The 21,785-nt window shown below is 39.1% G+C and carries 19 protein-coding genes and 2 pseudogenes; 14 read left to right on the top strand and 7 right to left on the bottom strand.

The features are described 5' to 3' along the window. Positions 1 to 580: pseudogene (locus tag AN490_RS10810) on the bottom strand (RsmB/NOP family class I SAM-dependent RNA methyltransferase); the annotation flags it as partial. A gap of 232 nt (positions 581 to 812) precedes the next feature. Between AN490_RS10810 and AN490_RS10805 the strand changes: the two are divergent. The 10 genes and pseudogenes from AN490_RS10805 to AN490_RS10760 form a co-directional block, all read left to right on the top strand. After that, positions 813 to 2,249, top strand: a pseudogene (locus AN490_RS10805) (DUF2157 domain-containing protein); the annotation flags it as partial. A gap of 652 nt (positions 2,250 to 2,901) precedes the next feature. Next, on the top strand, positions 2,902 to 3,636 hold the full coding sequence (locus tag AN490_RS10800; protein WP_300002924.1) for a GDYXXLXY domain-containing protein: 735 nt from the start codon (positions 2,902 to 2,904) through the stop codon (positions 3,634 to 3,636). 535 nt (positions 3,637 to 4,171) lie between these two features. Further along, the gene (locus AN490_RS10795; protein WP_300002921.1) at positions 4,172 to 4,489 is read left to right on the top strand and encodes a 2Fe-2S iron-sulfur cluster-binding protein; all 318 of its coding nucleotides are present in this window, start codon (positions 4,172 to 4,174) and stop codon (positions 4,487 to 4,489) included. 67 nt (positions 4,490 to 4,556) lie between these two features. Continuing rightward, positions 4,557 to 4,727, top strand: coding sequence for a hypothetical protein (locus AN490_RS10790; RefSeq protein ID WP_168652525.1), 171 nt, complete (start codon positions 4,557 to 4,559; stop codon positions 4,725 to 4,727). A gap of 61 nt (positions 4,728 to 4,788) precedes the next feature. Next, complete coding sequence (locus tag AN490_RS10785; protein WP_148766904.1) at positions 4,789 to 5,829, top strand: DUF3326 domain-containing protein; 1,041 nt, start codon at positions 4,789 to 4,791, stop codon at positions 5,827 to 5,829. Positions 5,830 to 5,878: 49 nt separating this feature from the next. Beyond that, on the top strand, positions 5,879 to 6,460 hold the full coding sequence (locus AN490_RS10780) for a CPBP family intramembrane glutamic endopeptidase (protein WP_148762703.1): 582 nt from the start codon (positions 5,879 to 5,881) through the stop codon (positions 6,458 to 6,460). Between the two features lie 217 nt (positions 6,461 to 6,677). Then, positions 6,678 to 7,748 (top strand): Mrp/NBP35 family ATP-binding protein, encoded by a 1,071-nt coding sequence (locus tag AN490_RS10775; RefSeq protein WP_015081182.1) that lies wholly within the window; start codon positions 6,678 to 6,680, stop codon positions 7,746 to 7,748. A gap of 235 nt (positions 7,749 to 7,983) precedes the next feature. Then, positions 7,984 to 9,297, top strand: a complete 1,314-nt coding sequence (rodA, locus tag AN490_RS10770; protein WP_300002913.1) for a rod shape-determining protein RodA — start codon at positions 7,984 to 7,986, stop codon at positions 9,295 to 9,297. A gap of 113 nt (positions 9,298 to 9,410) precedes the next feature. Then, positions 9,411 to 9,605, top strand: a complete 195-nt coding sequence (locus tag AN490_RS10765; RefSeq protein ID WP_015081180.1) for an NAD(P)H dehydrogenase subunit NdhS — start codon at positions 9,411 to 9,413, stop codon at positions 9,603 to 9,605. 115 nt (positions 9,606 to 9,720) lie between these two features. Beyond that, a complete protein-coding gene (locus AN490_RS10760; protein WP_168632052.1) occupies positions 9,721 to 10,374 on the top strand; it encodes a hypothetical protein in 654 nt (217 codons plus the stop codon). On the opposite strand, the gene AN490_RS10755 is transcribed toward AN490_RS10760, so the two are convergent. Further along, complete coding sequence (locus tag AN490_RS10755; protein ID WP_300002908.1) at positions 10,349 to 11,767, bottom strand: ATP-binding protein; 1,419 nt, start codon at positions 11,765 to 11,767, stop codon at positions 10,349 to 10,351. The two genes, AN490_RS10760 and AN490_RS10755, sit on opposite strands and share 26 nt — an antisense overlap. Positions 11,768 to 11,979: 212 nt before the next feature. Between AN490_RS10755 and purB the strand changes: the two genes are divergently transcribed. After that, complete coding sequence (gene purB, locus AN490_RS10750) at positions 11,980 to 13,275, top strand: adenylosuccinate lyase (RefSeq protein ID WP_300002934.1); 1,296 nt, start codon at positions 11,980 to 11,982, stop codon at positions 13,273 to 13,275. A gap of 247 nt (positions 13,276 to 13,522) precedes the next feature. On the opposite strand, the gene AN490_RS10745 is transcribed toward purB, so the two are convergent. Continuing rightward, positions 13,523 to 14,092 (bottom strand): pentapeptide repeat-containing protein, encoded by a 570-nt coding sequence (locus tag AN490_RS10745; RefSeq protein WP_300002905.1) that lies wholly within the window; start codon positions 14,090 to 14,092, stop codon positions 13,523 to 13,525. A 184-nt stretch (positions 14,093 to 14,276) separates the two neighbouring features. Between AN490_RS10745 and AN490_RS10740 the strand changes: the two genes are divergently transcribed. Further along, positions 14,277 to 14,855, top strand: coding sequence for a hypothetical protein (locus AN490_RS10740; RefSeq protein ID WP_300002902.1), 579 nt, complete (start codon positions 14,277 to 14,279; stop codon positions 14,853 to 14,855). Positions 14,856 to 14,865: 10 nt separating this feature from the next. On the opposite strand, the gene AN490_RS10735 is transcribed toward AN490_RS10740, so the two are convergent. Then, on the bottom strand, positions 14,866 to 17,031 hold the full coding sequence (locus AN490_RS10735; protein ID WP_300002899.1) for a DNA phosphorothioation-associated putative methyltransferase: 2,166 nt from the start codon (positions 17,029 to 17,031) through the stop codon (positions 14,866 to 14,868). Positions 17,032 to 17,409: 378 nt separating this feature from the next. Here AN490_RS10735 and AN490_RS10730 point away from each other — a divergent pair, with 378 nt between their 5' ends. Next, on the top strand, positions 17,410 to 17,628 hold the full coding sequence (locus tag AN490_RS10730) for a hypothetical protein (protein WP_015080587.1): 219 nt from the start codon (positions 17,410 to 17,412) through the stop codon (positions 17,626 to 17,628). Positions 17,629 to 17,645: 17 nt separating this feature from the next. Here the strand turns inward: AN490_RS10730 and ribD are convergent, their stop codons facing one another. Both ribD and mreD read right to left on the bottom strand, forming a co-directional pair. Further along, a complete protein-coding gene (ribD, locus tag AN490_RS10725) occupies positions 17,646 to 18,827 on the bottom strand; it encodes a bifunctional diaminohydroxyphosphoribosylaminopyrimidine deaminase/5-amino-6-(5-phosphoribosylamino)uracil reductase RibD (protein ID WP_300002895.1) in 1,182 nt (393 codons plus the stop codon). Between the two features lie 5 nt (positions 18,828 to 18,832). Then, positions 18,833 to 19,450 (bottom strand): rod shape-determining protein MreD, encoded by a 618-nt coding sequence (mreD, locus tag AN490_RS10720; RefSeq protein ID WP_300002892.1) that lies wholly within the window; start codon positions 19,448 to 19,450, stop codon positions 18,833 to 18,835. 341 nt (positions 19,451 to 19,791) lie between these two features. Between mreD and AN490_RS10715 the strand changes: the two genes are divergently transcribed. Further along, positions 19,792 to 20,517 carry a hypothetical protein gene (locus tag AN490_RS10715; protein WP_300002889.1) on the top strand — a complete coding sequence of 242 codons (726 nt, stop codon included), beginning with the start codon at positions 19,792 to 19,794 and terminating at the stop codon, positions 20,515 to 20,517. A gap of 102 nt (positions 20,518 to 20,619) precedes the next feature. Here the strand turns inward: AN490_RS10715 and AN490_RS10710 are convergent, their stop codons facing one another. Beyond that, on the bottom strand, positions 20,620 to 21,756 hold the full coding sequence (locus AN490_RS10710) for a quinone-dependent dihydroorotate dehydrogenase (RefSeq protein ID WP_300002886.1): 1,137 nt from the start codon (positions 21,754 to 21,756) through the stop codon (positions 20,620 to 20,622). Positions 21,757 to 21,785 lie beyond the last annotated feature (29 nt).

The raw sequence follows: 21,785 nt of genomic DNA, 5'->3' as shown, positions 1-21,785 counted from the left end.
TCTCATTTTTAGCTAGTAAAGATTGACCAGTACAAGGGGCATCAACTATCACCAAATTACTCGAAGCTGGCAATAATTCTGCAAAAATACTCGAATCTCTATTTACTACCCCAATTGGTTTAATTCGGCAACGTTTTAAATTAGAAATTAGCATTCCCAACCGCTTACCAATCACCTCATTAGTAATTAATAAATCAGGTTTTAAAGCCCTCCAAGCAAACACACTTTTACCACCAGGGGCAGCACACATATCAAAAACCACAGATATTGATTCGGGAATTGCCAACAAAACCGAAGCAGAAAATACCGAAGAAAAATCTAAACAATAAAAATGTCCTTGTTCATGAAGAGAATGCTTACCTGGTTTTTCTCCCAAAGATAACCTATCTACAAAATGCGGTTGCCAATGTGTTGGTGTTTGCACATTAAAAGGCGAAATATCGGGTTTATCTTGACACCACAGAATACAAGGTGCAAAAGGTTGAGGATGAACTAAAGCATCAATAAACTTTGTTTGTTCATCTACATTTGCAAATAACTGTCGCGTAACTTTAAGCAATAAATTAGAAGGTTTTTGCATATTAATTTCTACCAAATTAAATCAGAAGAGAAACTGTTACATGAGAACAATGCAATCAATATATTTGGCTGCATACTAAAAAGACATTGACCGATATTCAAATGGCGTTTGCAAAGTTCGTCCGGTATGGCTTCTGGCTTTTGGCTAGAAGCTAACCTTGTTTTAATGCTTGTCAAACTCATACCAAATTAAGATTTTAGATTTGGTATTCCACTTATGTACCGGAGAGGTCATGATATTTAACAATTTTCAGCAAAAACTCCGCCAAGAATCACAACGTTGGCGAGACGAAGGAATTATTAATTCTTCCCAGTATGACCAAATAGCCAAGCGGCATCAATTTAATAAGATAGAAGAATCTACCCGTGATAGTTTTGGTATCATTGCCATTGTCATTGGCGGTTTACTATTAGGCTTAGGTTTAATGACCCTTGTGGGCGCAAATTGGCAGGGTTGGTCACGGGATGTTAAGTTTATCTTGTTAATGAGTTTATTTCTCTCCACAGCCATTACTGGATTTTTGACTTGGAGAGAACCTACACTTACCACAAATCAGGGTAAAAAATCTCAAGAGGGTAAACGGGTACTCGGAGAAGCATTGTTAATTCTCAGTGCTTTTATTTTAGGGGCAACCCTCATGTTAATGGGGCAAATATTCAATATTAGCGGTTCAGCTTCTGAGTTATTTTTAGCTTGGGGGTTTGGAGTGTTAGTCATGGCTTATAGTCTTTCCCTCAATTCCTTGGGAATTATGGCCATTGTCCTCATTCAAATCGGTTATTGGATAGGAATTGGTAATTTAGGATCTGAATCTGGGGAAGTGACTTGGGCGCGGTTAGCTGTGCGCCATATGCCCTTACTATCATGGTTACTGTTTGTTCCCTTAGCTTATATTTGCAGATCCCGGTGGATTTTTGGCATGGGAGTTGTGGCATTTATTATATCTTTGCAATATAACCTCAGACCTTTACCACTCTTAACATTTTCTGATCTAGTTTCTTGGATAGCTTCCTTTGCGTTGGCTTTACCACCTGCCTTACTTTGGAGTTATGACGATTTACTTTTTCCCACAGTTAATTATAGATTGTTTCAACCCCTGGCACGTAATTTAGGCTTGATTTGTTTTGGGGTAGTTTTTTATCTTTTGTCTTTTCGTTCTCAATGGGAATCTGTAGACTCTAGTAGCAGTTTATCATTTTTAAATCCCTTCGATCAAACTAGTAATTTATCGAATGTATTGCCATCTTTACCCATTATTGATTTAGGAATTCTCAGCGGTTTGGCAGTGTTGCAATGGTTGTTTCTAATTCGTCAAAGCAACAGTCCACTTCGTCGGGAAGTATTTTTCAGAATTGGCATTATTACTACTTTTTTGGGTTTCATTCTGATTACTCCCTTTTGGCATCAAGCTATCACCAGAATTACTGAACTAGGCATTTTTATCTTCAATATTTTGTTGGCAATATTAGCCTGGGGATTAGTTCAAGAAGGTTTAAAGTTACGCAAAAGAACCGCCTTTTGGTGTGGTATGTTATTATTTACCTTGCAAATTATCAGCCGGGTTTTAGAATATAATACTGAGGTTCTTTTCCGGGCTTTAGTATTTGGTATTTGCGGTTATTCTCTCATTGCAGCCGGACTTTGGTTTGAAAGTCGTTTTACTACTTCTAAAACTAGTAATAGTGGTGGTAGCGGGAATAGCGGGAATAGTGGGAATAGTGGGAATAGCGGGAATAGCGGTGGTAGCGGTAATAGCGGGAATAGTGGGAATAGTGGGAATAGTGGAAATAGCGGTGGTAGTGGAAATAGCGGGAATAGCGGGAATAAAAGAAGCAATAGTGGGAGTGATTATAGAAGTAGTAGTGGAGGCAATAACGATAATAGAGGTGACAAAAGAAGCAATAGTGGGAGTGATTATAGAAGTAGTAGTGGAGGCAATAACGATAATAGAGGTGACAAAAGAAGCAATAGTGGGAGTGATTGGAGTGATTATAGAAGTAGTAGAGGAGACAATAGCGATAATAGAGGTGACAGCAGACGTGATAACAGGAGTGATTAATGGGATAATTTTCAATCAGAATGAAGACATATTCATCAAGAATAATTCAGCAGTTAAAACAAATTAATAGGGGATATTTTTCCGGATATTGCTACATTACTCGCACAAGATTAGATTTTGACTCTTACTTTCTTTCTCCTGACTCGGTGACTCCTGAATTCTTGCTATATAAATCTCTGCAAATAAATTCCTATCTAAAAATTAGCAGTAATGGGAAAAGTATTTTTTCCGATTATCTATTACCAATTACTAAATTAATCCCATGAAAAATGACTTCCCTGAATCAAAAAAAACCTCAACCCCAGAAATGCAATTTTCTGAAAAGTTAACTTTTCGGGATTATCTTATTGCTACAGAACAGAAGGCTAATAAACCTTTACCGATTTGGCGATTAATTGCCCCTTTATTGGTTCAAATAGGTTTAATTTTGGCTGTACCTTCTCAAGCCATGTATATAGACATGACTGGTAAGACGGTAATTTTGCAAACTGTAGCTATAAATCCTAATGATGTTGTCCGAGGTTCTTCATTAAACTTGGATTATAATATTTCTCGTCCCGAAACTTTGAGAAGATTACCAGGTTGGAATAATTGGTTGCGAAGAAATTCCCGCAGAGGTAGACAAATTTCCCAAGGAAGTACCTTATATCTAATTTTGCAAGAACGACAATCTTTTGATAGGAATGAACTCCAATCTTGGAAACCTATCCGAGTAAGTAGTAATCGTCCTGTTGATTTATCTAATAATCAGGTAGCTTTAAAAGGTAATTATCAAGACGGTTTAATTAATTATGGTTTGGAAAACTATTTCATTCCTGAAGAACAAAGACAACAGATTAATGAAGATATTTCACAAGTTCAGGAAAACAGAAATGGTAGACAACAACCAATTTTAGTGAGGGTAAAAGTAGATCCTCAAGGTAATGCTATTCCTACGGGTTTATCCATAAGAGATGCTTCTGGTGAACGTGGCTATCGCAATTATCGTTTTCAATAGGATTAATTTGTCAGAATCATGATTTACAAGATTTAAGGATTTACAGGATGATAGAAAAAATTCCCAAATTTTATCAACCCAACAACAATCATAAATCCTGATTCTGACATTTTCACTCTTTTTATTGAGAGAGTGAAGTAAAATATATTTTGTACAAATAAGTAAGTCGGCATGATAAAATCAATATACATTTAGTTTTGTAAAAACCCTGAAATAACCTATTCATAAGGTATTTGTTGTGGATTTACATTTAGTTACATATATTGATTGTTTAACGCCAACTTACTTATCCTGTTCTGAAAGTTCGCGTTTATCAGTCATCTGTCAATTAACCTATTTTTATCCAAGAGCTACTAATTAATTATAATATAATATACACATATACGGATAGAAATAAACTGGTTAATGGCAAAGTATCCTCTAAAAAGTTAGCAAATCTGATTAAAAAAGATAAACTTTCCCAGATCAGACAAGATTGCTATATATGATCAAGTAGAATAAGATATTTGTCTGTTGTCAAAAATTGCTGCTATATATGTCCAAAACTTACACCGTAGAAATTAACCACCAAGGTACAACATATACTCTGCAAATTCCTGAAGATGAAACTATTCTCAACGCCGCCTCAGCTACTGGTTTAGACCTACCAACTTCTTGCGGCGCTGGTGTTTGTACAACTTGTGCGGCTTTGGTTACAGAAGGAACTGTAGAGCAAGCAGATGGTATGGGTGTAAGTCCAGACTTGCAAAAACAAGGCTATGCACTACTTTGTGTTGCTAAACCTCTTTCTGATTTAAAAATTGAAACAGAAAAAGAAGACATCGTTTATCAAGCACAATTTGGGAAAGGGTAGATCATAATTATCAAATACCAACCAGTTCCTGTATTCTCAAAATCACAAATACAAAGGATTTAGAATCATGACAACTCACTTTATTACCGCCGAAATCGAATTGCAAGAAACCCCCACAGAATTGGAAAAAGCCATTACAGCGGAATTACAAAAACAAGGTGAACCCCTGCGTTGGGCTATTACTGCTATTGACGAAGAACAACAAACCGCAACAGTAGAAGCAGTAGTTACCGCTTAAATTTCTTCTTTGCGTCTTTGCTCCTTAGCGTCTTTGCGCGAAACAAAAACCTGTGATACCCATTCAAAAACCATACACCGTAATTTTAATTATACCCACCGGCATTGGGGCAGCGATTGGCGGTTATGCTGGTGATGCCTTACCAGTAGCTAGAGTTATATCACAGGTCTGCGATCGCTTGATTACTCACCCCAATGTCATGAACGGTGCAAGTTTATACTGGAATATTCCCAACGCTTTCTATGTCGAAGGATATGGTTTAGATAAATTTGCGGCTGGAGAATGGGGTTTACGTCCTGTCCGTAGTAACAGAGTCGGGTTACTTTTAGACCAGGGTATTGAACCGGAATTAATGCTGCGACACTTGCAGGTAGCCGACGCAGCCAGAGCAACCTTGGGATTAAATATTACAAATCATGTGATTACTGACGCACCGCTAAACGTAGAATTACGAACTTCTTCATCAGGTGCAAGTTGGGGAACAATTGGGAATCCTGATAGTTTATTACGGGCTGCCGAGAAATTAATTATAGCAGAAAAAGCCGAAGCGATCGCAGTTGTTGCCCGGTTCCCGGAAGATATGGACGAAACCGCAGTCCAAAACTATCGTCAAGGTCAAGGAGTAGACCCTCTAGCCGGTGCAGAAGCCGTCATTAGTCATTTATTAGTTCGTACCTTTAAAATTCCTTGCGCCCATGCTCCCGCCCTTTCTCCCGCCCCTGCGTCCCCTAATTTATCCCCTCGTGCAGCGGCTGAAGAACTAGGCTATACTTTCTTACCTTGTGTTTTAGTTGGTTTGAGTAACGCCCCGCAATTTATCATTAATACAAAAAATCACAATTCTTTGTCCACTGATATCTGGGTAAATCAAGTTGATGCTTTAATTATTCCCGCCACCGCTTGTGGAAATAGTGCTTTATTGAGTTTAAGTCATAAACAATGTCAAATAATTACAGTCGCAGAAAATAAAACTTTGATCCAAGTTCCTGCTTCTATGTTAAAAATTCCAACCTTACAGGTAAACTCATATTTGGAAGCAGTAGGCGTATTAGTCGCTCACAAAGCAGGTATCAATCCTTCCTCATTAACAATTAACAATTAACAATTACTAACCACCAATTACCAATTACCAATTATTTTTCTAAAATCCTGTGATTGAACAAAAAAATCAAGAACCAGAAATCCCCTACTTAACACGCACCCAAGTCTTAGTAGCAATGGGTGTAACCGCAATTATTCTCTGGATAGTTGCTAAATTATGGTTACGTTGGGGCGATATCATCCTTTTTAAATGGCACTGGCGCGAACAAGATTTATTATTAGGAATTAGTTTAGGTGTAATTATTACCATATTAAGTGGTTTAGCTTATCGCCTTTCCCCTCCCTATCGCAAAAGCGCTGATTATTATCTAGAAATGGTTCTCAAACCTCTAGCTTTACCAGATTTAATCTGGTTAGGATTACTTCCCGGTTTAAGTGAAGAATTATTATTTCGGGGTGTCATGCTACCCGCTTTAGGTGGAGATCATACCGCTGTGATCGTATCAAGTCTTTGTTTTGGAGTTTTGCACCTTAGCGGTCCCCAACAATGGCCTTATGTAATTTGGGCAACTATTATTGGTATAATCCTTGGTTATAGTGCCTTATTAAGTGGCAACTTGTTATTACCAATAGTTGCTCATATTGTGACAAATTGGCTATCTAGCTATTTATGGAAAATCCAAAAACTTTAGATATGGCTGGTAGCAGCCAATTCCTCCCCAGATTTTTGTCAAACAAGTCAATCCCATAAAAAATCTCTACATGATAGCTGCTTTGATTTTTAAGGATTGTCAAGCTTTTAGCAATGACCAATGACTAATCACCAACTGCCCCAATAAAGTTAAGATTCTAGTATCTGTCAATGAAAATTTTTTAAGCTATATAGTAAGCGGCAACGGTAAACACATTATGTATGATGTCCTAGATTCCCACGCAGTCCTGGAAGTATTGCGACCAGTAGAAGATCCAGAACTTCGCAAAAGTCTGGTAGAACTGAATATGATTCGCAACGTCAAGATTGACGGTGGCAAGGTTAGTTTCACTTTGGTGTTAACCACTCCCGCTTGTCCTTTACGGGAATTTATTGTTGAAGACTGTAAAAAAGCTGTTAAAAAGCTGCCTGATGTCACAGATGTAATTATAGAAGTAACAGCGGAAACACCCCAGCAAAAAAGCTTACCAGACCGGAATGGCGTACCTGGGGTGAAAAATATTATTGCTGTTTCTAGCGGTAAAGGTGGCGTTGGTAAAAGTACAGTGGCTGTAAATATTGCCGTGGCTTTAGCGCAAACTGGGGCAAAGGTAGGTTTATTAGATGCAGATATTTATGGACCAAATGATCCCACAATGTTGGGTTTGAGTGATTCCGAAATTAATGTCCGTTCTACAGAAGCAGGAGACATCCTCGAACCGGCTTTTAATCATGGTGTCAAGCTGGTTTCAATGGGCTTTTTGATTGATCGAGATCAGCCAGTAATTTGGCGCGGTCCCATGCTGAATGGTGTGATTCGTCAGTTTCTCTATCAAGTCGAATGGGGAGAACTGGACTATTTAATTGTGGATATGCCCCCTGGGACTGGAGATGCTCAATTAACTTTAACCCAAGCTGTCCCAATGGCAGGAGTAGTCATTGTTACCACACCACAAACTGTAGCTTTGTTGGACTCCCGAAAGGGGTTGCGGATGTTCCAGCAGTTAAATGTCCCAGTTTTGGGAATTGTGGAAAATATGAGCTATTTTATTCCCCCAGATCAACCAGATAAGCAATATGACATTTTTGGTTCTGGTGGTGGTTCCAAAACAGCCGCAGAATTGGGAGTTCCTCTGTTAGGATGTGTACCATTAGAAATTTCTACCCGGATTGGCGGTGATACTGGTGTGCCGATAGTAATTGGTGAACCCAACTCAGCCGCAGCCAAAGCCCTAACAGCGATCGCTCTCACTGTAGCAGGTAAAGTATCAGTTAATGCTTTGACATAAGATCAGGAGTCAGGAGTCAGGAGTCAGGAGTCAGGAGTTTAGAAGAAGGAAGAAGGAAGAAGGAAGAAGGAAGAAGGAAGAAGAAAGAAAATTTTCCCCTACTTCCTCTACTTCCTCTACTTCCCCTACTTCCCCTACTCCCCCTACTTCCCCTACTCCCCCTAACTCCCCCTACTCCCCCTACTCCCCCTACTCCCTCTGCCCCCTGCCTTCTGCCCAACATCCTCCTCACACAATGTTATTAAAACCTTCGTTCCCTAAAATGCGTTGGCAATCTTGGCTTCAGCCCTGGCAACAAATAGATGGGCTACTATTTTTTCTCCCCGTTGCTGTTAGTATGTTCGGGGGGCTAATGATTCTGAGTACAGAACTGAAGCAACCTGTAACTGACTGGTGGTGGCACTGGTTGACAGCCGCTATTGGGACAATAATCGCCTTATTTTTAGCTCGTTGCCGCTATGAAACCCTCATGGAGTGGCATTGGTTTATCTATGGGCTGACCAACTTTAGTTTAATCGCTGTCATGCTCGCTGGTACTAGTGCCAAAGGCGCACAGCGTTGGATTAGTATTGCGGGTTTTAATGTTCAACCCTCAGAATTTGCCAAATTAGGATTAATTATTACCTTAGCAGCTTTGTTACATAGGCGAACTGCTTCTACTCTAGAGAGTGTTTTCCGTGTCTTGGCAATTACGGTTGTACCTTGGGCATTGGTATTTTTACAACCAGACTTGGCAACATCGCTGGTATTTGGGGCAATATTTTTAGGAATGTTGTACTGGGCAAATGCCAACCCCGGCTGGTTAATACTCATGGTTTCTCCAGTCATAGCAGCAATATTATTTAGTATATCTTGGCCATTATCAACGCCCATAATGTTATCTAAAGACATATCATTAAGCATATTAGGTTTAGTATGGGCAGTAGTGATGGCGCTAGTTGGTTGGTTTAGTCTGCCTTGGAAGCGGTTTGGTATTGCTGCTATTGCTTCGTTCTGTCTAAATATGCTCGGTGGCGAATTAGGCCTTTTTGCCTGGAATCATGTATTAAAAGAGTATCAAAAAAACCGGCTTAGTGTATTTATCAACCCTGAGCATGATCCTCTTGGCGCTGGTTATCACCTGATTCAATCTCGCATTGCTATTGGCGCTGGTGAAGTTTGGGGCTGGGGTTTGTTTAAAGGTCCCATGACTCAACTGAATTTTGTTCCGGAACAGCACACAGATTTTATTTTCTCGGCTGTTGCTGAAGAATTTGGTCTTGTGGGTTGTTTAGTTTTACTATCGGTCTTTTGCTTAATTTGCTTCCGTTTACTTCATGTAGCTCAAACCGCCAAAGATAACTTTGGTTCACTTTTAGCTATTGGTGTTTTGTCTATGATTGTGTTTCAACTAATTGTGAATGTTGGTATGACAGTTGGTTTAGCACCTGTGGCGGGAATTCCCTTACCTTGGATGAGTTATGGACGTTCGGCGATGCTGACTAACTTTATTGCCATCGGTATAGTAGAATCTGTAGCTAATTATCGTCAACGCCAAAAGTATTATTAAAGAGGAGTCACCGAGTCAGGAGTTCAAGAAGCAGGAGAAAGAATAGAATTACCAATCACCAATTACCAATTACCAATTAAGCTAGAAATAAGAAACCAATAAGGGTAAATATGATGATCCTACCTGGAGCAACTGTTCGCGTCAAAAATCCTGCTGATACATATTATCGGTCAGAAGGACTTGTCCAACGAGTTAGTGATGGTAAAGTAGCTGTACTGTTTGAAGGTGGTAATTGGGATAAAATAATTACTTTCCGTCTTACAGAATTAGAACCCGTGGAAACTACAATCCAGAAAAAAGGGAAATAGTAATTTAGTTATTAGTCAGTGGTTATTAGTTTTTCACTAAGACTATTGACTAATCGCACCTTCAGAAAATATGTTTATTCATTTTTAATTTTTAATTGATAATTTTTAATTGCTTATGCGTCTACCTTTACCACAGTTTGCTATTGACAATCGCCATTCCCATCACTTTGCAGAGGTAATTGAAACCACAACTACAGAATTTTTGGCTCAATGTTTAGAACCAGAAGACTTGAGTTTTCCACCAATGCCACCTTTTGGAAGTTGGGTTTGTGCTGTAGATGAAGAATCAGGTAATCAAGTTTATGCCGTAGTTTATCATGCCACAACGATGCCTATTGATTCTGTACATCGGGCAGTTGCACTAGGATTATCTTTAGAAGCTTTGCGTGAGGAACAACCCCAAATATTTTCCATGCTCAAAACTGAATTTCGAGCAGCGATTGTGGGATTTAAAGAAAAATCTCTAAATAGTAATAACAGCAAAATGTATCAATATTTGCCACCTCGTCCGCCACAAATTCACCAAGCTGTTAATCATTGTCAAGCAGAAGAAATTATTCAGTTTACAGAAGAACTAGATTTTTTACGAACATTACTTTTCATTAGTGGTGCGCCTGTAGATTCTTTGGCCGCAGCCGCTATTCGGGGAATATATCAGTTACGAAAAACTGACCGAGAATGGTTGATTAAAGCTGGAAGACATCTGAGTATGTTACTCAAAGATGATTATGATCGGTTGCGGTTTATTTTGAGTCAAATTCATCCATAAACTTTGAAGTTTGCTGTATTTCGTCTGAGTGATTCGAGACAACTGGGATTTTGATAATAAACTCAGAACCTTCTCCGGGAGTAGATATACAATAAAGTTCACCACCATGTTTTTCAACTACGATTTGGTAGCTAATTGATAATCCTAATCCTGTTCCTTTGCCTACAGCTTTGGTAGTAAAAAATGGGTCAAATAATCGTTTTTGGACTTCTTCTGAAATGCCTGAACCATTATCGGCAATGCGAACAATAACATAATGATCATTAGTTATTTCTGTCCGAATCCGAATTTGCAAATTTTTACGGGTTTTTAGAATTAAATTATCACTTTCAGAAAGAGCATCAATAGCATTGACAAGAATATTCATAAATACCTGATTCAGTTGCCCTGCATAGCACTTTATTAATGGTAATTTGTCATATTCTTTAATTAATTCAATTTCTACCCGCTCAGGTCTAGCTTTTAAACTATGTTTGAGAATTATTAATGTATTCTCTATACCTTCATGGATATCAACAAATTTAATTTCTGCTTGATCTAATCGGGAAAAATTACGTAAAGATAAGACAATTTCATTTACTCTTGTAGCACCAACTTTCATGGAAGATAGTAATTTTGGTAAGTCTTCCAGAATAAATTCTATTTCAATTCCCTTCTCTTTAGCTTCAGATATTGCGTCAGCATAGGATAATTCTTGTTTATAATTTTCCAGGATGTAGAGTATATCTTGAACATATTCGACAGCATAATTGAGGTTGCCATAAATAAAATTCATGGGATTATTGATTTCATGGGCAATCCCAGCTACTAATTGTCCCAAGGCAATCATTTTGTCGTTTTGTAATAATCGGCTATAGTTATGCTGAAGATCACGAAAGTCAGCCTTAGCTATTCTGGCTTTTTCTGTTTCTTTTTGCAGGCGATTTAATGTTAAAACATGAATTTGGGAATTGGCTAAAAGTAACTGATGAAAATCTAGCAATCCATATTGATAAGATTGATCTGTAATCACCAGTGGTTCATATACCTGTTTGTGCGATCGCCCTAAAGCTATTTGAGTTGCTTCGACAATTGGGGTATCCTCTGCATAGATAAATGTTTTAGGTTGTAAAAAATTATAAAGATATTCGACAGGGCGACCGGCAAATAGTCCTAAACCATAGGGACGACTCATTTGTTCAAAAAATAGCCGTCGAGAAATCATGCCTACATATTTTTTGTCTTTAGTCAAGATAATCCCTGGCAGCAAAGGATCTTCTTCAAAAAGCATTGCTAATTCATTACCTGGATGATCTATTTCAATTTGAATTGTCCAAACTGGTAATTCCTGTAAAGTTGATTCTAATTTGAGATTTAGCTGATCCACATTCTGAATACTATCCATAGCCAGCATTTTTTTGTCCTTAACCTCAAGTTAATATTGGTTCGTGTCTCTGGCATTATTGCTAAGACTCCGGCAAATGTTACTTTTTTTAGGCTTAATTTTCTCAGTTTAATTGGGAATTGGGGTAATTTTCAATTGCAATATGACGGTTATCTGGTGGGGATAAGCATTATGGGTAATTTTCAATGTAAAATATGACAGTTGTATTAGATGCTGTGAATGTGATTGAGCGTTATACCCTGCCCGAAATGGGCAATTTGTGGAGTGAAACCTATAAGCTGAAAACCTGGCTAGATGTAGAGATCGCGGTTTGCGAAGCACAGGCAGAACTGGGTTATATTCCAGCAGCAGCAGTAGAAGAAATTAAGGCTAAGGCGAATTTTGACCCGCAGCGGGTGTTAGAAATTGAGGCAGAAGTCCATCATGATGTCATTGCTTTTTTGACAAATGTTAATGAATATGTAGGTGATGCAGGACGCTATATTCACTTAGGTTTAACTAGTTCTGATGTCTTGGATACTGCTTTATCACTACAATTAGTTGCTAGTCTGGATTTGTTGTTAAAACGCCTAGAAGATGTAATTGATGCCATTCGCAAGAAAGCCACAACACATCGGCATACGTTAATGATTGGGCGATCGCATGGTATTCATGCTGAACCGATTACCTTTGGCTTTAAGTTAGCTGGTTGGTTAGCGGAAGTATTGCGACACCAAGAACGGCTGCAAATTCTCAAAAAAACCATCGCTGTTGGCAAAATATCCGGTGCGGTAGGAACTTACGCGAACATTGAACCGCGTGTAGAAGCGATCGCCTGTGCAAAACTCGGACTTAAACCCGATACTGCTTCCACTCAGGTAATTTCCCGCGATATTCATGCAGACTTTGTGCAACAGTTAGCATTACTCGCTGCATCCATAGAACGCTTTGCTGTAGAAATTCGCAACTTGCAAAAAACAGACGTTTTAGAAGTTGAAGAATTTTTCGCTAAAGGGCAAAAAGGCTCTAGTGCTATGCCTCACAAGCGTAATCCCATCCGTTCAGAACGGTTAACAGGGATGGCGCGACTGGTGAGAAGTCATGCAGGGGCAGTATTAGAAAACGTCGCTTTGTGGCACGAACGGGATATTTCCCACAGTTCTGTAGAACGAGTAATTTTACCAGATGCTTGTATTCTGACTCATTTCATGCTGCATGAAATCACCAACTTGGTAAATAACTTGTTGGTTTATCCTGATAACATGGCCCGAAATCTCAACTGTTATGGGGGAGTAGTCTTTAGTCAAAGGGTATTACTAACCTTAATAGACAAAGGACTTAACCGCGAAGAAGCATACTCCATAGTCCAAGAAAGCGCCCACACTGCTTGGAATAAACCAGAAGGCAACTTCCGTGATTTAATCAGCAAAGATCCTCGCGTCACTCAAAACTTGTCACCCGCAGAGATAGAAACCTGTTTTGATCCACAACATCATCTCAAGCATTTAGAACAAGTTTATCAACGACTGGGTATTTAGAACTAGGATTGGTAATTGTCAATTGGTAATTGGTATCAATTGTCAATTCCCTCTGACCACTGACTCCTTCCGTGTCGCAAAGTGAAGAATAAATATATGGCTGATTACTATACTCAAAATATAAAAGCATAGATTACAACAGTTTATATAGTGATTAAATCTGCATCTAATCAATACCTTGTCCAAATCGAAAAAGCTTATCTCACCCGCATTGAACCTAGTTTTCCCACGCTTCCAGGCGAAAAAATCAAGTATGAATGCTACCATCAGGCATAATCGCCCCAGTTAAGAAAGTTTCACTCATATCTGTATCATCTAAATTAGCTCCTGTCAAATTCACTTCGCACAAATTAGCCTCGCTTAAATCAGCACCACTTAAATCTGCGCCTTGTAAATCTGCTTTCCACATTCTCACACCTCCCATTTTTGCACCACTGAGATTTGCACCTTGTAAGTTTGCGGCGGAAATTGATGCCATGTGTAAATTAGCATCACATAAATTAGCACCACTCAACAATGCACCACTGAGGTCTGATTCATTTAAATGAGCAGTTGTTAATGTAGCTTGAGTTAAATCAGCACCACAGAGAATAACTTCGGATAAATGCGCTCTTGCTAATATTGCTCCTTGAAGATTCGCTTTACTCAAATTAGCTCCACTCAAAGAAGCTGCTGTCAGATTTGCTCCTCTTAAATCTGCTCTACCGAAGTCTACCCCACCCAAATTGACTCCTTGCAAATTTGCTCCTGGTAATGCAATACAGTTAAAGCTTCTTTCTCCTGTCGCGTATCTAGCTAAAAGTTCTTGAACATTCATACTTTTCTAGACCTTGGTAAGTAGTCGGACAAAATTTAAAATATAATTAGATCTTGATTAATCCTGTTGTTTATTTAAACTAAACATAAATTTATTCACATTTTTTAACTTCTGGGCAATTAATGAACCAGAACTTTAGCAAATGCTACAATAAAATCACCAGCCTCATTGCTATCCAGTATTTATGAATACTCACAATTTAAAATTAGGAAAATATCTAACCTTAGAAGAATTTTGTACCTGCACACAAACCTATCATAAATATGCCCAAAATATCAATCCATATCCACAAAATCTACCAGAAGTAATTCCCGCATTACAGGATTTAAATAAATTTATCATTGACCCAATTATAGATTATTTTAGTAGAGAAAAATTTCAACTTACCTACGGTTTTTGTTCTCCAGACCTAAAAAAGTATCTTGAGAAAAAAGACCCAGTTACAGGGCAAAAAAATGGACGTGTAGCCCCCAATCTCGACCAACATATTAGCCATGAAATCAACAAAAACGGTAAATATTACTGTGAAAGATTAGGTGCGGCTTGTGATTTTCTAATTACAGACTTACCCAGCACAGAACTAGTAGAATGGATATTACAAACAAAACTACCCTTTGATTCCCTGTATTTTTACAGTCATAAACAACCAATTCACATTAGTTATGGACAACAACATAAACGAGATATTTGGACATTTAATAACTCAGGAATCCCCACAAAAAAAGGAATCGAAAACTGGATAAAACTAGCAAAACAAACTTAAAAAAACCTCTCTATTCCTCCTCTCCGTGTCTCTGTGACTCGTTAGAAATATTCTTCCTTCTTTGTCGAGTTCTCAAAGCTGCTTTAAGTGCTTTCAACTTATAAGCATCTGCATCTTTAGCCCAAAATAACCTATAACCATCAATAACAGTACAATTTTCTTGTAAGCATTTTTTCCAGCCAGAAACATGACTAATACTGTGCCAATTATCTAAAAGTCCTCTATCTTCTTCTTGACGAGTTAACTTAGCAAATTTCTCATATTGGGGATAATCAGAAGTAACTAAAGCATCTATTTGGTGTAATATTGGTGGATCATCTTCTAAATCATAATCCTGATAAGTAACGTGCAAATCTCGCAAATCAATTGTCATCACTTTTGATAAAATGGGATGAGGATTAATATCAAAATCAGGATAAAATAAATAAGAGATCTTCGGTGTTTTCAGATGGAATTTAATCACATTTGCTTCTTCTAATCTTCCAAGAGTCCGACTAGCGCAACCTTCATAAAGGCGTAATAAAGGGTCAACTGCTTGTAGTGCGGAAATATGCACCCAAAGGGAATTAGGTAATTTTTTACCAACCTTGCTTTCTTGACAGCGTTTAATAATGAGTTCTGTATTTCCCAAGCTGCGTAACATTTGGTCAGCATCTAAACAAGCTTGTTTATAACTACTATATAAACCAATTATGTCCTCTTGGACTGCTGGGGATAATTGTCCTAATCGGGGACGACGGCTAAAATTGCACAGCGCTAAATAAACCATCAAATCTTGACGGCGTTTGTCAGCGATCGCTTGCCATTCTTCTGTGTCAGTTGCCTGTATAATGACATTAAAAGCCCGGCGTAAACTCCCAAATTCCTCAGCAATTTCCGCTGCTTGAGGTAATTCTCCCTTGATAGGCATTCTTCCCCGTTCCGTCAGAAAATTCATCAACGGCGTTAATAATTCCTGATGTTCCTCAAACCGTTTTACACAAAGACGGATTCTGGGAGTAGTCGCCCGGGAACGAAACCGAGAAGCGCGAAATAACTCCGCTTCAGCATCATCTCGAAACACAAAATAAACCCCCAAAGCCACAGGAATTGCGTCAACTCCTAATACTTGGTCAATGTAAATTTTTAATTCTTCTTGTTCATAATATTTCTGAAATGTGTTACGATTCGTGATAATGCCATCGCCATAAGCAATTACACCCCGCTTAATATCAGATATCAACACTTGGGCGGCTACTAACAGCACCTTTTGAGTCAGTTCCCAAGCTTGAATTAAAGCTTCCCGGCGCTCGCTTTGATGCTCAATGACATTAATCACAAAACCAATATTCACAATATCCGCAGCGATTCTCGGTGTATGTGCAGAATAATAAGGGTCCCAGCCATAACTTGTATAACCCTGTTCAGCAATGCGGGTAACGTCTCCACCATGTCCACAACCATAATCAAAAAAGGTAGTTTCTGGACTAAATAAGCTCGATTCCAAGGCTAAACGCACAGGACGGGATAAATCAGGACGAATAAGAGCGGCTTTGTGGCGTTCTATTTTGGGGACTATATTTGTAATTGTAGAACTGCTTTCGCGTTTAATCAGGCTATGTCCTTGTACTTCCACCCCAAAAACTTGTAGCCGTTGTTCCCAACCCAACTTAGTACCAATTCCCCTAGTATGATTAAGTAAACCTAAAGCGACTTGAGCGCGAGTTAAAGCTGCAAACTCTTGATAGAGGGGATATTCTGGAGTTACAAAAGTTTCTTTGCGGTGGAGAATAGGGGGATTTTCCGAATCGCTGTAATCCCGATAACCAACTTCTAGAGTTTCTACGTCAACCTGAATACTAGCTTGTAAAGCCGGATGAGGATCAGTATCAAAATCAGGATAAAATAGATAGGAAATCTTGGGTTTATTCGTGCTAAATTTAACTAAAGTTGCAGACTGAACTTTAAGTAAGGCACTAGTTCGACTTTGCTCACTACAAGTACGGGCGCGGTTTTCATATTCCTGAAGCCAAGGGTCAAGAGTATGTAAGGCTAAAATATGAATGTAAAAAGCATCAGGTAACATTTTGCCAACAGGATTGTTTTGGCAATATTGATTTATACTATTTAGATCAATAGAATGAAACGTTGGGAGGTTTTTCGCAACTGCATTCCTTATGTTATCAGGTTGAACCATTACTTTGTCATCTTGTAAAAATATAGATAACCTGGTTACATTTACTTTAATACAAAAAATCTGAAATTGGAAGTTAATAAACTTTAATCTCCCAGCAAAAACCGCTCAAACTCTGATTTTTCCCTGTTCCCTGTTCCCTTCTTTTTGTAAAAAGAGTAAAAGACAACAAAAAAACTTTTACCAATTACCAATTGTGATCTTAGTTAAGTAAAATTAAGTTAATTCATATAACTTGACATTTCTTCATTTTCAGCAAAATATTTGCCCATTTATTAAATTTTTAATAATAGTTATATCTAGTTGTAGATTTAGGCAGTTAATTAATATCAGAATTGTATAATCTGAAAATAACTAAATTAATGATTAAATAGAGGCCGAATGAGTCCAACAATCATGCGTCAGTTTTGGTCTATCGTTGAAGCCACTCACACAGTAACGCTTTTGCAGCTTGATGATACTAGTTTGGTACAGTGGTTAGTTAAACAAATCACGAATCAAGCCTTTTTAGATGCCCATGAAATTGATTTTCTCTGTGATTACATTCAATCTCGGCTAACTCTGATTCGTGATTTAGCTTATGAACGCCAAGAATCATAGCTGAGTATCTGTGCTATTTATTTTATTTTGGGTGGTAAATAACCTTCCACCAAGCAATCATTACCAACAACACGCCAACTGACGCGCTCTAAAAGTAACGCTTCAGTCATATTGGTCAAACCTAATTCTCCCACAGGTGTAGGAGCATGATCTCCACCAATAATTTTGGGGGCGATAAATGCCATAATTTTTTGGACAGAGCCTTGAGCGATCGCACTAGCTGCTAAAATACCACCACATTCCCATAGCACGCTACAAAACCCGCGCTCATATAAATGACTCATGACTGCTTCGGGTGTGAGTGAGCTAAATTCCACCACTTCCACCCCTTTGTCGCGCAGCATTTTTTGAAAAGCCTGTGAACTACCAACTGCCGTTACAACCAAAGTTGGAGCTTCCTGAGTATCCCATAGCCGAGCTTGTTCTGGTAAATTTAGACTACGACTCATCACCACTCGCAGAGGATTATGAGCCTCAACTTGATGGCTAGTCAAATAAGGGTTATCTTTTCTAACCGTATTCCCACCAACAATCACCGCATCACAAGCCGCTCGCAGTTGATAAACCTCAGTGCGAGCATCTTGATTTGTTACCCAAGCACTATGACCAGCAGTAGTGGCGATTTTACCATCTAAAGTCATAGCATATTTCAAAATCCCTAAAGGTCGCTGATAGAGAATACGATGAATAAAACCTTCATTTAATCGCCGACAAGCCGCTTCCTCTACTCCAACTATCACTTCTATCCCAGCAGCCTGTAACCGCGCAATTCCAGAACCTGCTACCAAGGGATTAGGATCAACCATCCCTACTACCACCTTAGACACACCCGCATTAATCAACCCTTGGGAACAGGGAGGAGTGCGTCCATAGTGGTTACAAGGTTCAAGACTCACATAAATAGTGCTTCCTCGCGCCCGTTCTCCCGCTGCTCTCAGGGCAAAAACTTCGGCGTGAGGTTCACCAGCACAAGGATGAAATCCTTCTCCCACAACCTCCCCATTTTGGACAATCACCGCCCCCACCAAGGGATTTGGTGAAGTGCGTCCTAAGGCAGTCCGGGCTAATTCCACACACCTTCCCATCATGCGAGAGTCAAAGTCATCACCTACTATTTCTGGGACTACAGGCTGTGTTAGAAGTTGAGGATCTTGAGGTAATGATGCAGATTTGGGAGAGACTCCCGGAAAATTATCCATTTGACTTACGAATTACGAATTAATTTCATCTGCTGCCACCAGCGATTAAGAGGATAATAAACCACAGGCGCCCACAAACTACTGAGAATTGCCGAAGCTAAGGTAGCCCGTTGGTAATATGTCCAAATACTGGCTGCATGACGATTTCCTACCCAAGATAACTGGAAAGCAAAAATAGTGTCTGCCACTACAGCCATCGCAAATACAATTAAAGCAATGGAAATAAAGTCTTCTTGAATAAACCGCTGTTTTTGCATCAGGGCTGTTAACATTCCCACAATTCCCAAACTCAAGGCATGAGTTGGATCAGGTGATGTCATTGCGTCTTGTAATAGCCCCAAAATCACACCTGATAGCAGACCAGAAAATACTGAGCGATTGACACTCCAAGCCACTACCCAAATGAGTAGCCAATTAGGACCAATGCCTAATAATTCCATTCCGGGGAGACGAGTTGGCAACATTAGTAAACATAACATGACAGTTAAAAATATTACCATCCGATCCATAAATTGATGCCACCAAGGATGCCAAAGTGCTAATGGGGGAATCAAAAAATAGGATTTTCGTCCGGTTGAAGTTGATTTTTTATCTCTGTCACCAGGAAATCCAGGTATCTTCATTGTTTGGTAATTGGTGATTGATGATTATAGGAGCTTTTAGCGGTCAGCAATTAGGAGTAAAATCCTTTCGGTGTAAGCCTCTGGGGTGAAAATTAGAATCTCATTCCAGTGCATACCGCTATATCATCGCTTAATTTTAATCTTTGTGAACCTAATCTGACTACACACCAATTTCTCAAAGGCTTGAAAAAATATACTGAGATAATTGGTTACTTTTTTATTGTATCAGTAGCTTTTGCCGAATAATTAGCGACAATTTTGCCGAAAGATACAAACAAATGGCCAAATTTTTGCCAAGATAGAGATATTATTTTGTAAAAATTCCCTTGGCAAAAATCAGTATGAGTGAAAAAACCATAGAAAGCCCAGGCAAAAGTTTTCTCGTTCTAATTTTGCCGATATCGTTTTTGATTGTTTTCCTGGTTAATACCTGGAAAGTTTTACTGGTAATCTTAGGGCTATTAATGGTTTTCAATCTTTGGCAGCAATCTAGATGGGAAAAGTGGTGCAACCAAGTTAACCCACTCTTTTATGAATTGATTGAGGAAAATCATGGCAAAATTAGACCCATGGACTTGGCAATCAAGGGTAATTTTTCGGGACAGGTGGCAAAACGCTATTTAGATAGTAAAGCTAAGGAATTTGGTGCTAGTGTCCTAGATTCAGAAAATGAGGAGGATCAATCGTACTACTTTATTAATGCCAGTATTCTCGGCGATATTCTTGATAGTAGTGAATTGGTAGAAAAACTTCCCGATCAACCAGTTACTAAAATTGCCCGTTCGTTTTTAGCTCCACCTCCACCTATTTCCCTGGAGGGAGAAGCGCAATCTGAATCCTTATCTGTTCCTACCCACGAGGAAGTGAGAAAACCTCTAGAAGAACAGTTAGTTTTTGGTTCGCTGATTCAATCTGAATTAGCTAAACGGCTAAATGTCTATTCCAGTACGGTTTACAAGCGACGCAATGACCCAGATTTTGCCCAGTGGTGTCGTAGCCGTGATCCTGATGGTATCGCTTGGTCTTATTCTCGTAAGTCTAAGGAGTTTTTCCCCATGGAAGAATAGGAGGCAGGGAGCAGGGAGCAGCAACTGACAACTGTACGGGCGAAGCATTTGGAGAACTATTTTTGGCAATGACCGATAATTTATCTTCCAAATGCTTCGCCCCTACTGACCAATCCCAATCGCTTGACAGATGGATGTTAGTCCGTTTTCTTCTAGCTTGGTTAATAAACCGGACATGATCCGGCGTACCATCATTGGTCCTTCATAGATCCAGCCTGTATAAGTTTGAATAAGACAAGCACCGGCTGTGATTTTTTCCCAAGCATCCTCAGCAGTAAATATGCCACCTACGCCAATGATAGGCATCTGCCCTTGGGTTTGTTGGTAAATGAAGCGAATTACTTCTGTGGAGCGATCTCTCACTGGTTTTCCGCTAATTCCTCCCGCTTCCTCTTGGGGGGATTTACCAGTTTTTTCAATAATTTGGGTTTTGAGTCCTTCCCGGCTAATCGTGGTGTTGGTGGCGATTAAACCAGCAATTCGGTAGGTTTTAACCAGAGCAATAATGTCAGATATTGCTTCCCATTCTAAATCGGGGGCTATCTTCACAAATATGGGTTTCTGTGCGATGTTTTCCTGCTGTAGCATATCAAAGATTTGACTGAGCATAGCAGCATCCTGGAGCGATCGCAATCCCGGTGTATTGGGAGAGGAAACATTAACTACAAAATAATCACCCAAATCCTTCAGTAATCGAAAACTCTCTAGATAATCCTGCGCTGCTAATTCCAAAGCTGTTATCTTGGATTTACCTAAATTTATACCTATAGGTATGGGTACTGGATAATTCGATTTTTCTTTAACCTCATTCAGTCTTGCAGCCATAGCGACAGCACCAGCATTATTAAAACCCATCCGGTTAAGTGCTGCTTGATCTAAAGGCAAACGAAATAAACGGGGAGGAGGATTTCCTGGTTGTGGATGATAAGTAACAGTACCCAGTTCAGCCAACCCAAAACCAAAATTATGCCAAATATTAGCAGCAATACCGTCTTTATCAAATCCAGCCGCTAACCCCAAAGGATTGGGAAATTTCATTCCCAGTATGGTTTGTTCTAATCGCGGATCATTTAGACACAGATATTGCTGAAATAGGCTATTTAACCATTTAGTAGAAGGATAATAACTGGCTTTCGACAGCCAATTTAGACTACCAATGGTTTGTTTGTGCAACCACTCTGGTTCGGTTTTTACCAGAGTAAATAGAACATGACTAACTAATGCTTTATAAATATCCAATTTAGGGTAACATCTATCAATTATTAACA

It is taken from the genome of Anabaena sp. AL09, assembly GCF_001672255.1.
Taxonomy (GTDB): Bacteria; Cyanobacteriota; Cyanobacteriia; order Cyanobacteriales; family Nostocaceae; genus Dolichospermum; species Dolichospermum lemmermannii.
The sequence above is the reverse complement of the archived record's forward strand: the minus strand, read 5'-3'. Positions and strand labels throughout refer to the sequence as shown.

Coding starts and splice junctions, on each gene's coding strand:
- rodA (WP_300002913.1), top strand. CDS start 7,984: ATGTTATTAAAACCTTCGTTCCCTAAAATGCGTTGGCAATCTTGGCTT.
- AN490_RS10800 (WP_300002924.1), top strand. CDS start 2,902: ATGAAAAATGACTTCCCTGAATCAAAAAAAACCTCAACCCCAGAAATG.
- AN490_RS10715 (WP_300002889.1), top strand. CDS start 19,792: ATGAGTGAAAAAACCATAGAAAGCCCAGGCAAAAGTTTTCTCGTTCTA.
- AN490_RS10740 (WP_300002902.1), top strand. CDS start 14,277: ATGAATACTCACAATTTAAAATTAGGAAAATATCTAACCTTAGAAGAA.
- ribD (WP_300002895.1), bottom strand. CDS start 18,827: ATGGATAATTTTCCGGGAGTCTCTCCCAAATCTGCATCATTACCTCAA.
- AN490_RS10795 (WP_300002921.1), top strand. CDS start 4,172: ATGTCCAAAACTTACACCGTAGAAATTAACCACCAAGGTACAACATAT.
- mreD (WP_300002892.1), bottom strand. CDS start 19,450: ATGAAGATACCTGGATTTCCTGGTGACAGAGATAAAAAATCAACTTCA.
- AN490_RS10790 (WP_168652525.1), top strand. CDS start 4,557: ATGACAACTCACTTTATTACCGCCGAAATCGAATTGCAAGAAACCCCC.
- AN490_RS10760 (WP_168632052.1), top strand. CDS start 9,721: ATGCGTCTACCTTTACCACAGTTTGCTATTGACAATCGCCATTCCCAT.
- AN490_RS10775 (WP_015081182.1), top strand. CDS start 6,678: ATGTATGATGTCCTAGATTCCCACGCAGTCCTGGAAGTATTGCGACCA.
- AN490_RS10765 (WP_015081180.1), top strand. CDS start 9,411: ATGATCCTACCTGGAGCAACTGTTCGCGTCAAAAATCCTGCTGATACA.
- AN490_RS10755 (WP_300002908.1), bottom strand. CDS start 11,767: ATGCTGGCTATGGATAGTATTCAGAATGTGGATCAGCTAAATCTCAAA.
- AN490_RS10745 (WP_300002905.1), bottom strand. CDS start 14,092: ATGAATGTTCAAGAACTTTTAGCTAGATACGCGACAGGAGAAAGAAGC.
- AN490_RS10730 (WP_015080587.1), top strand. CDS start 17,410: ATGAGTCCAACAATCATGCGTCAGTTTTGGTCTATCGTTGAAGCCACT.
- AN490_RS10735 (WP_300002899.1), bottom strand. CDS start 17,031: ATGGTTCAACCTGATAACATAAGGAATGCAGTTGCGAAAAACCTCCCA.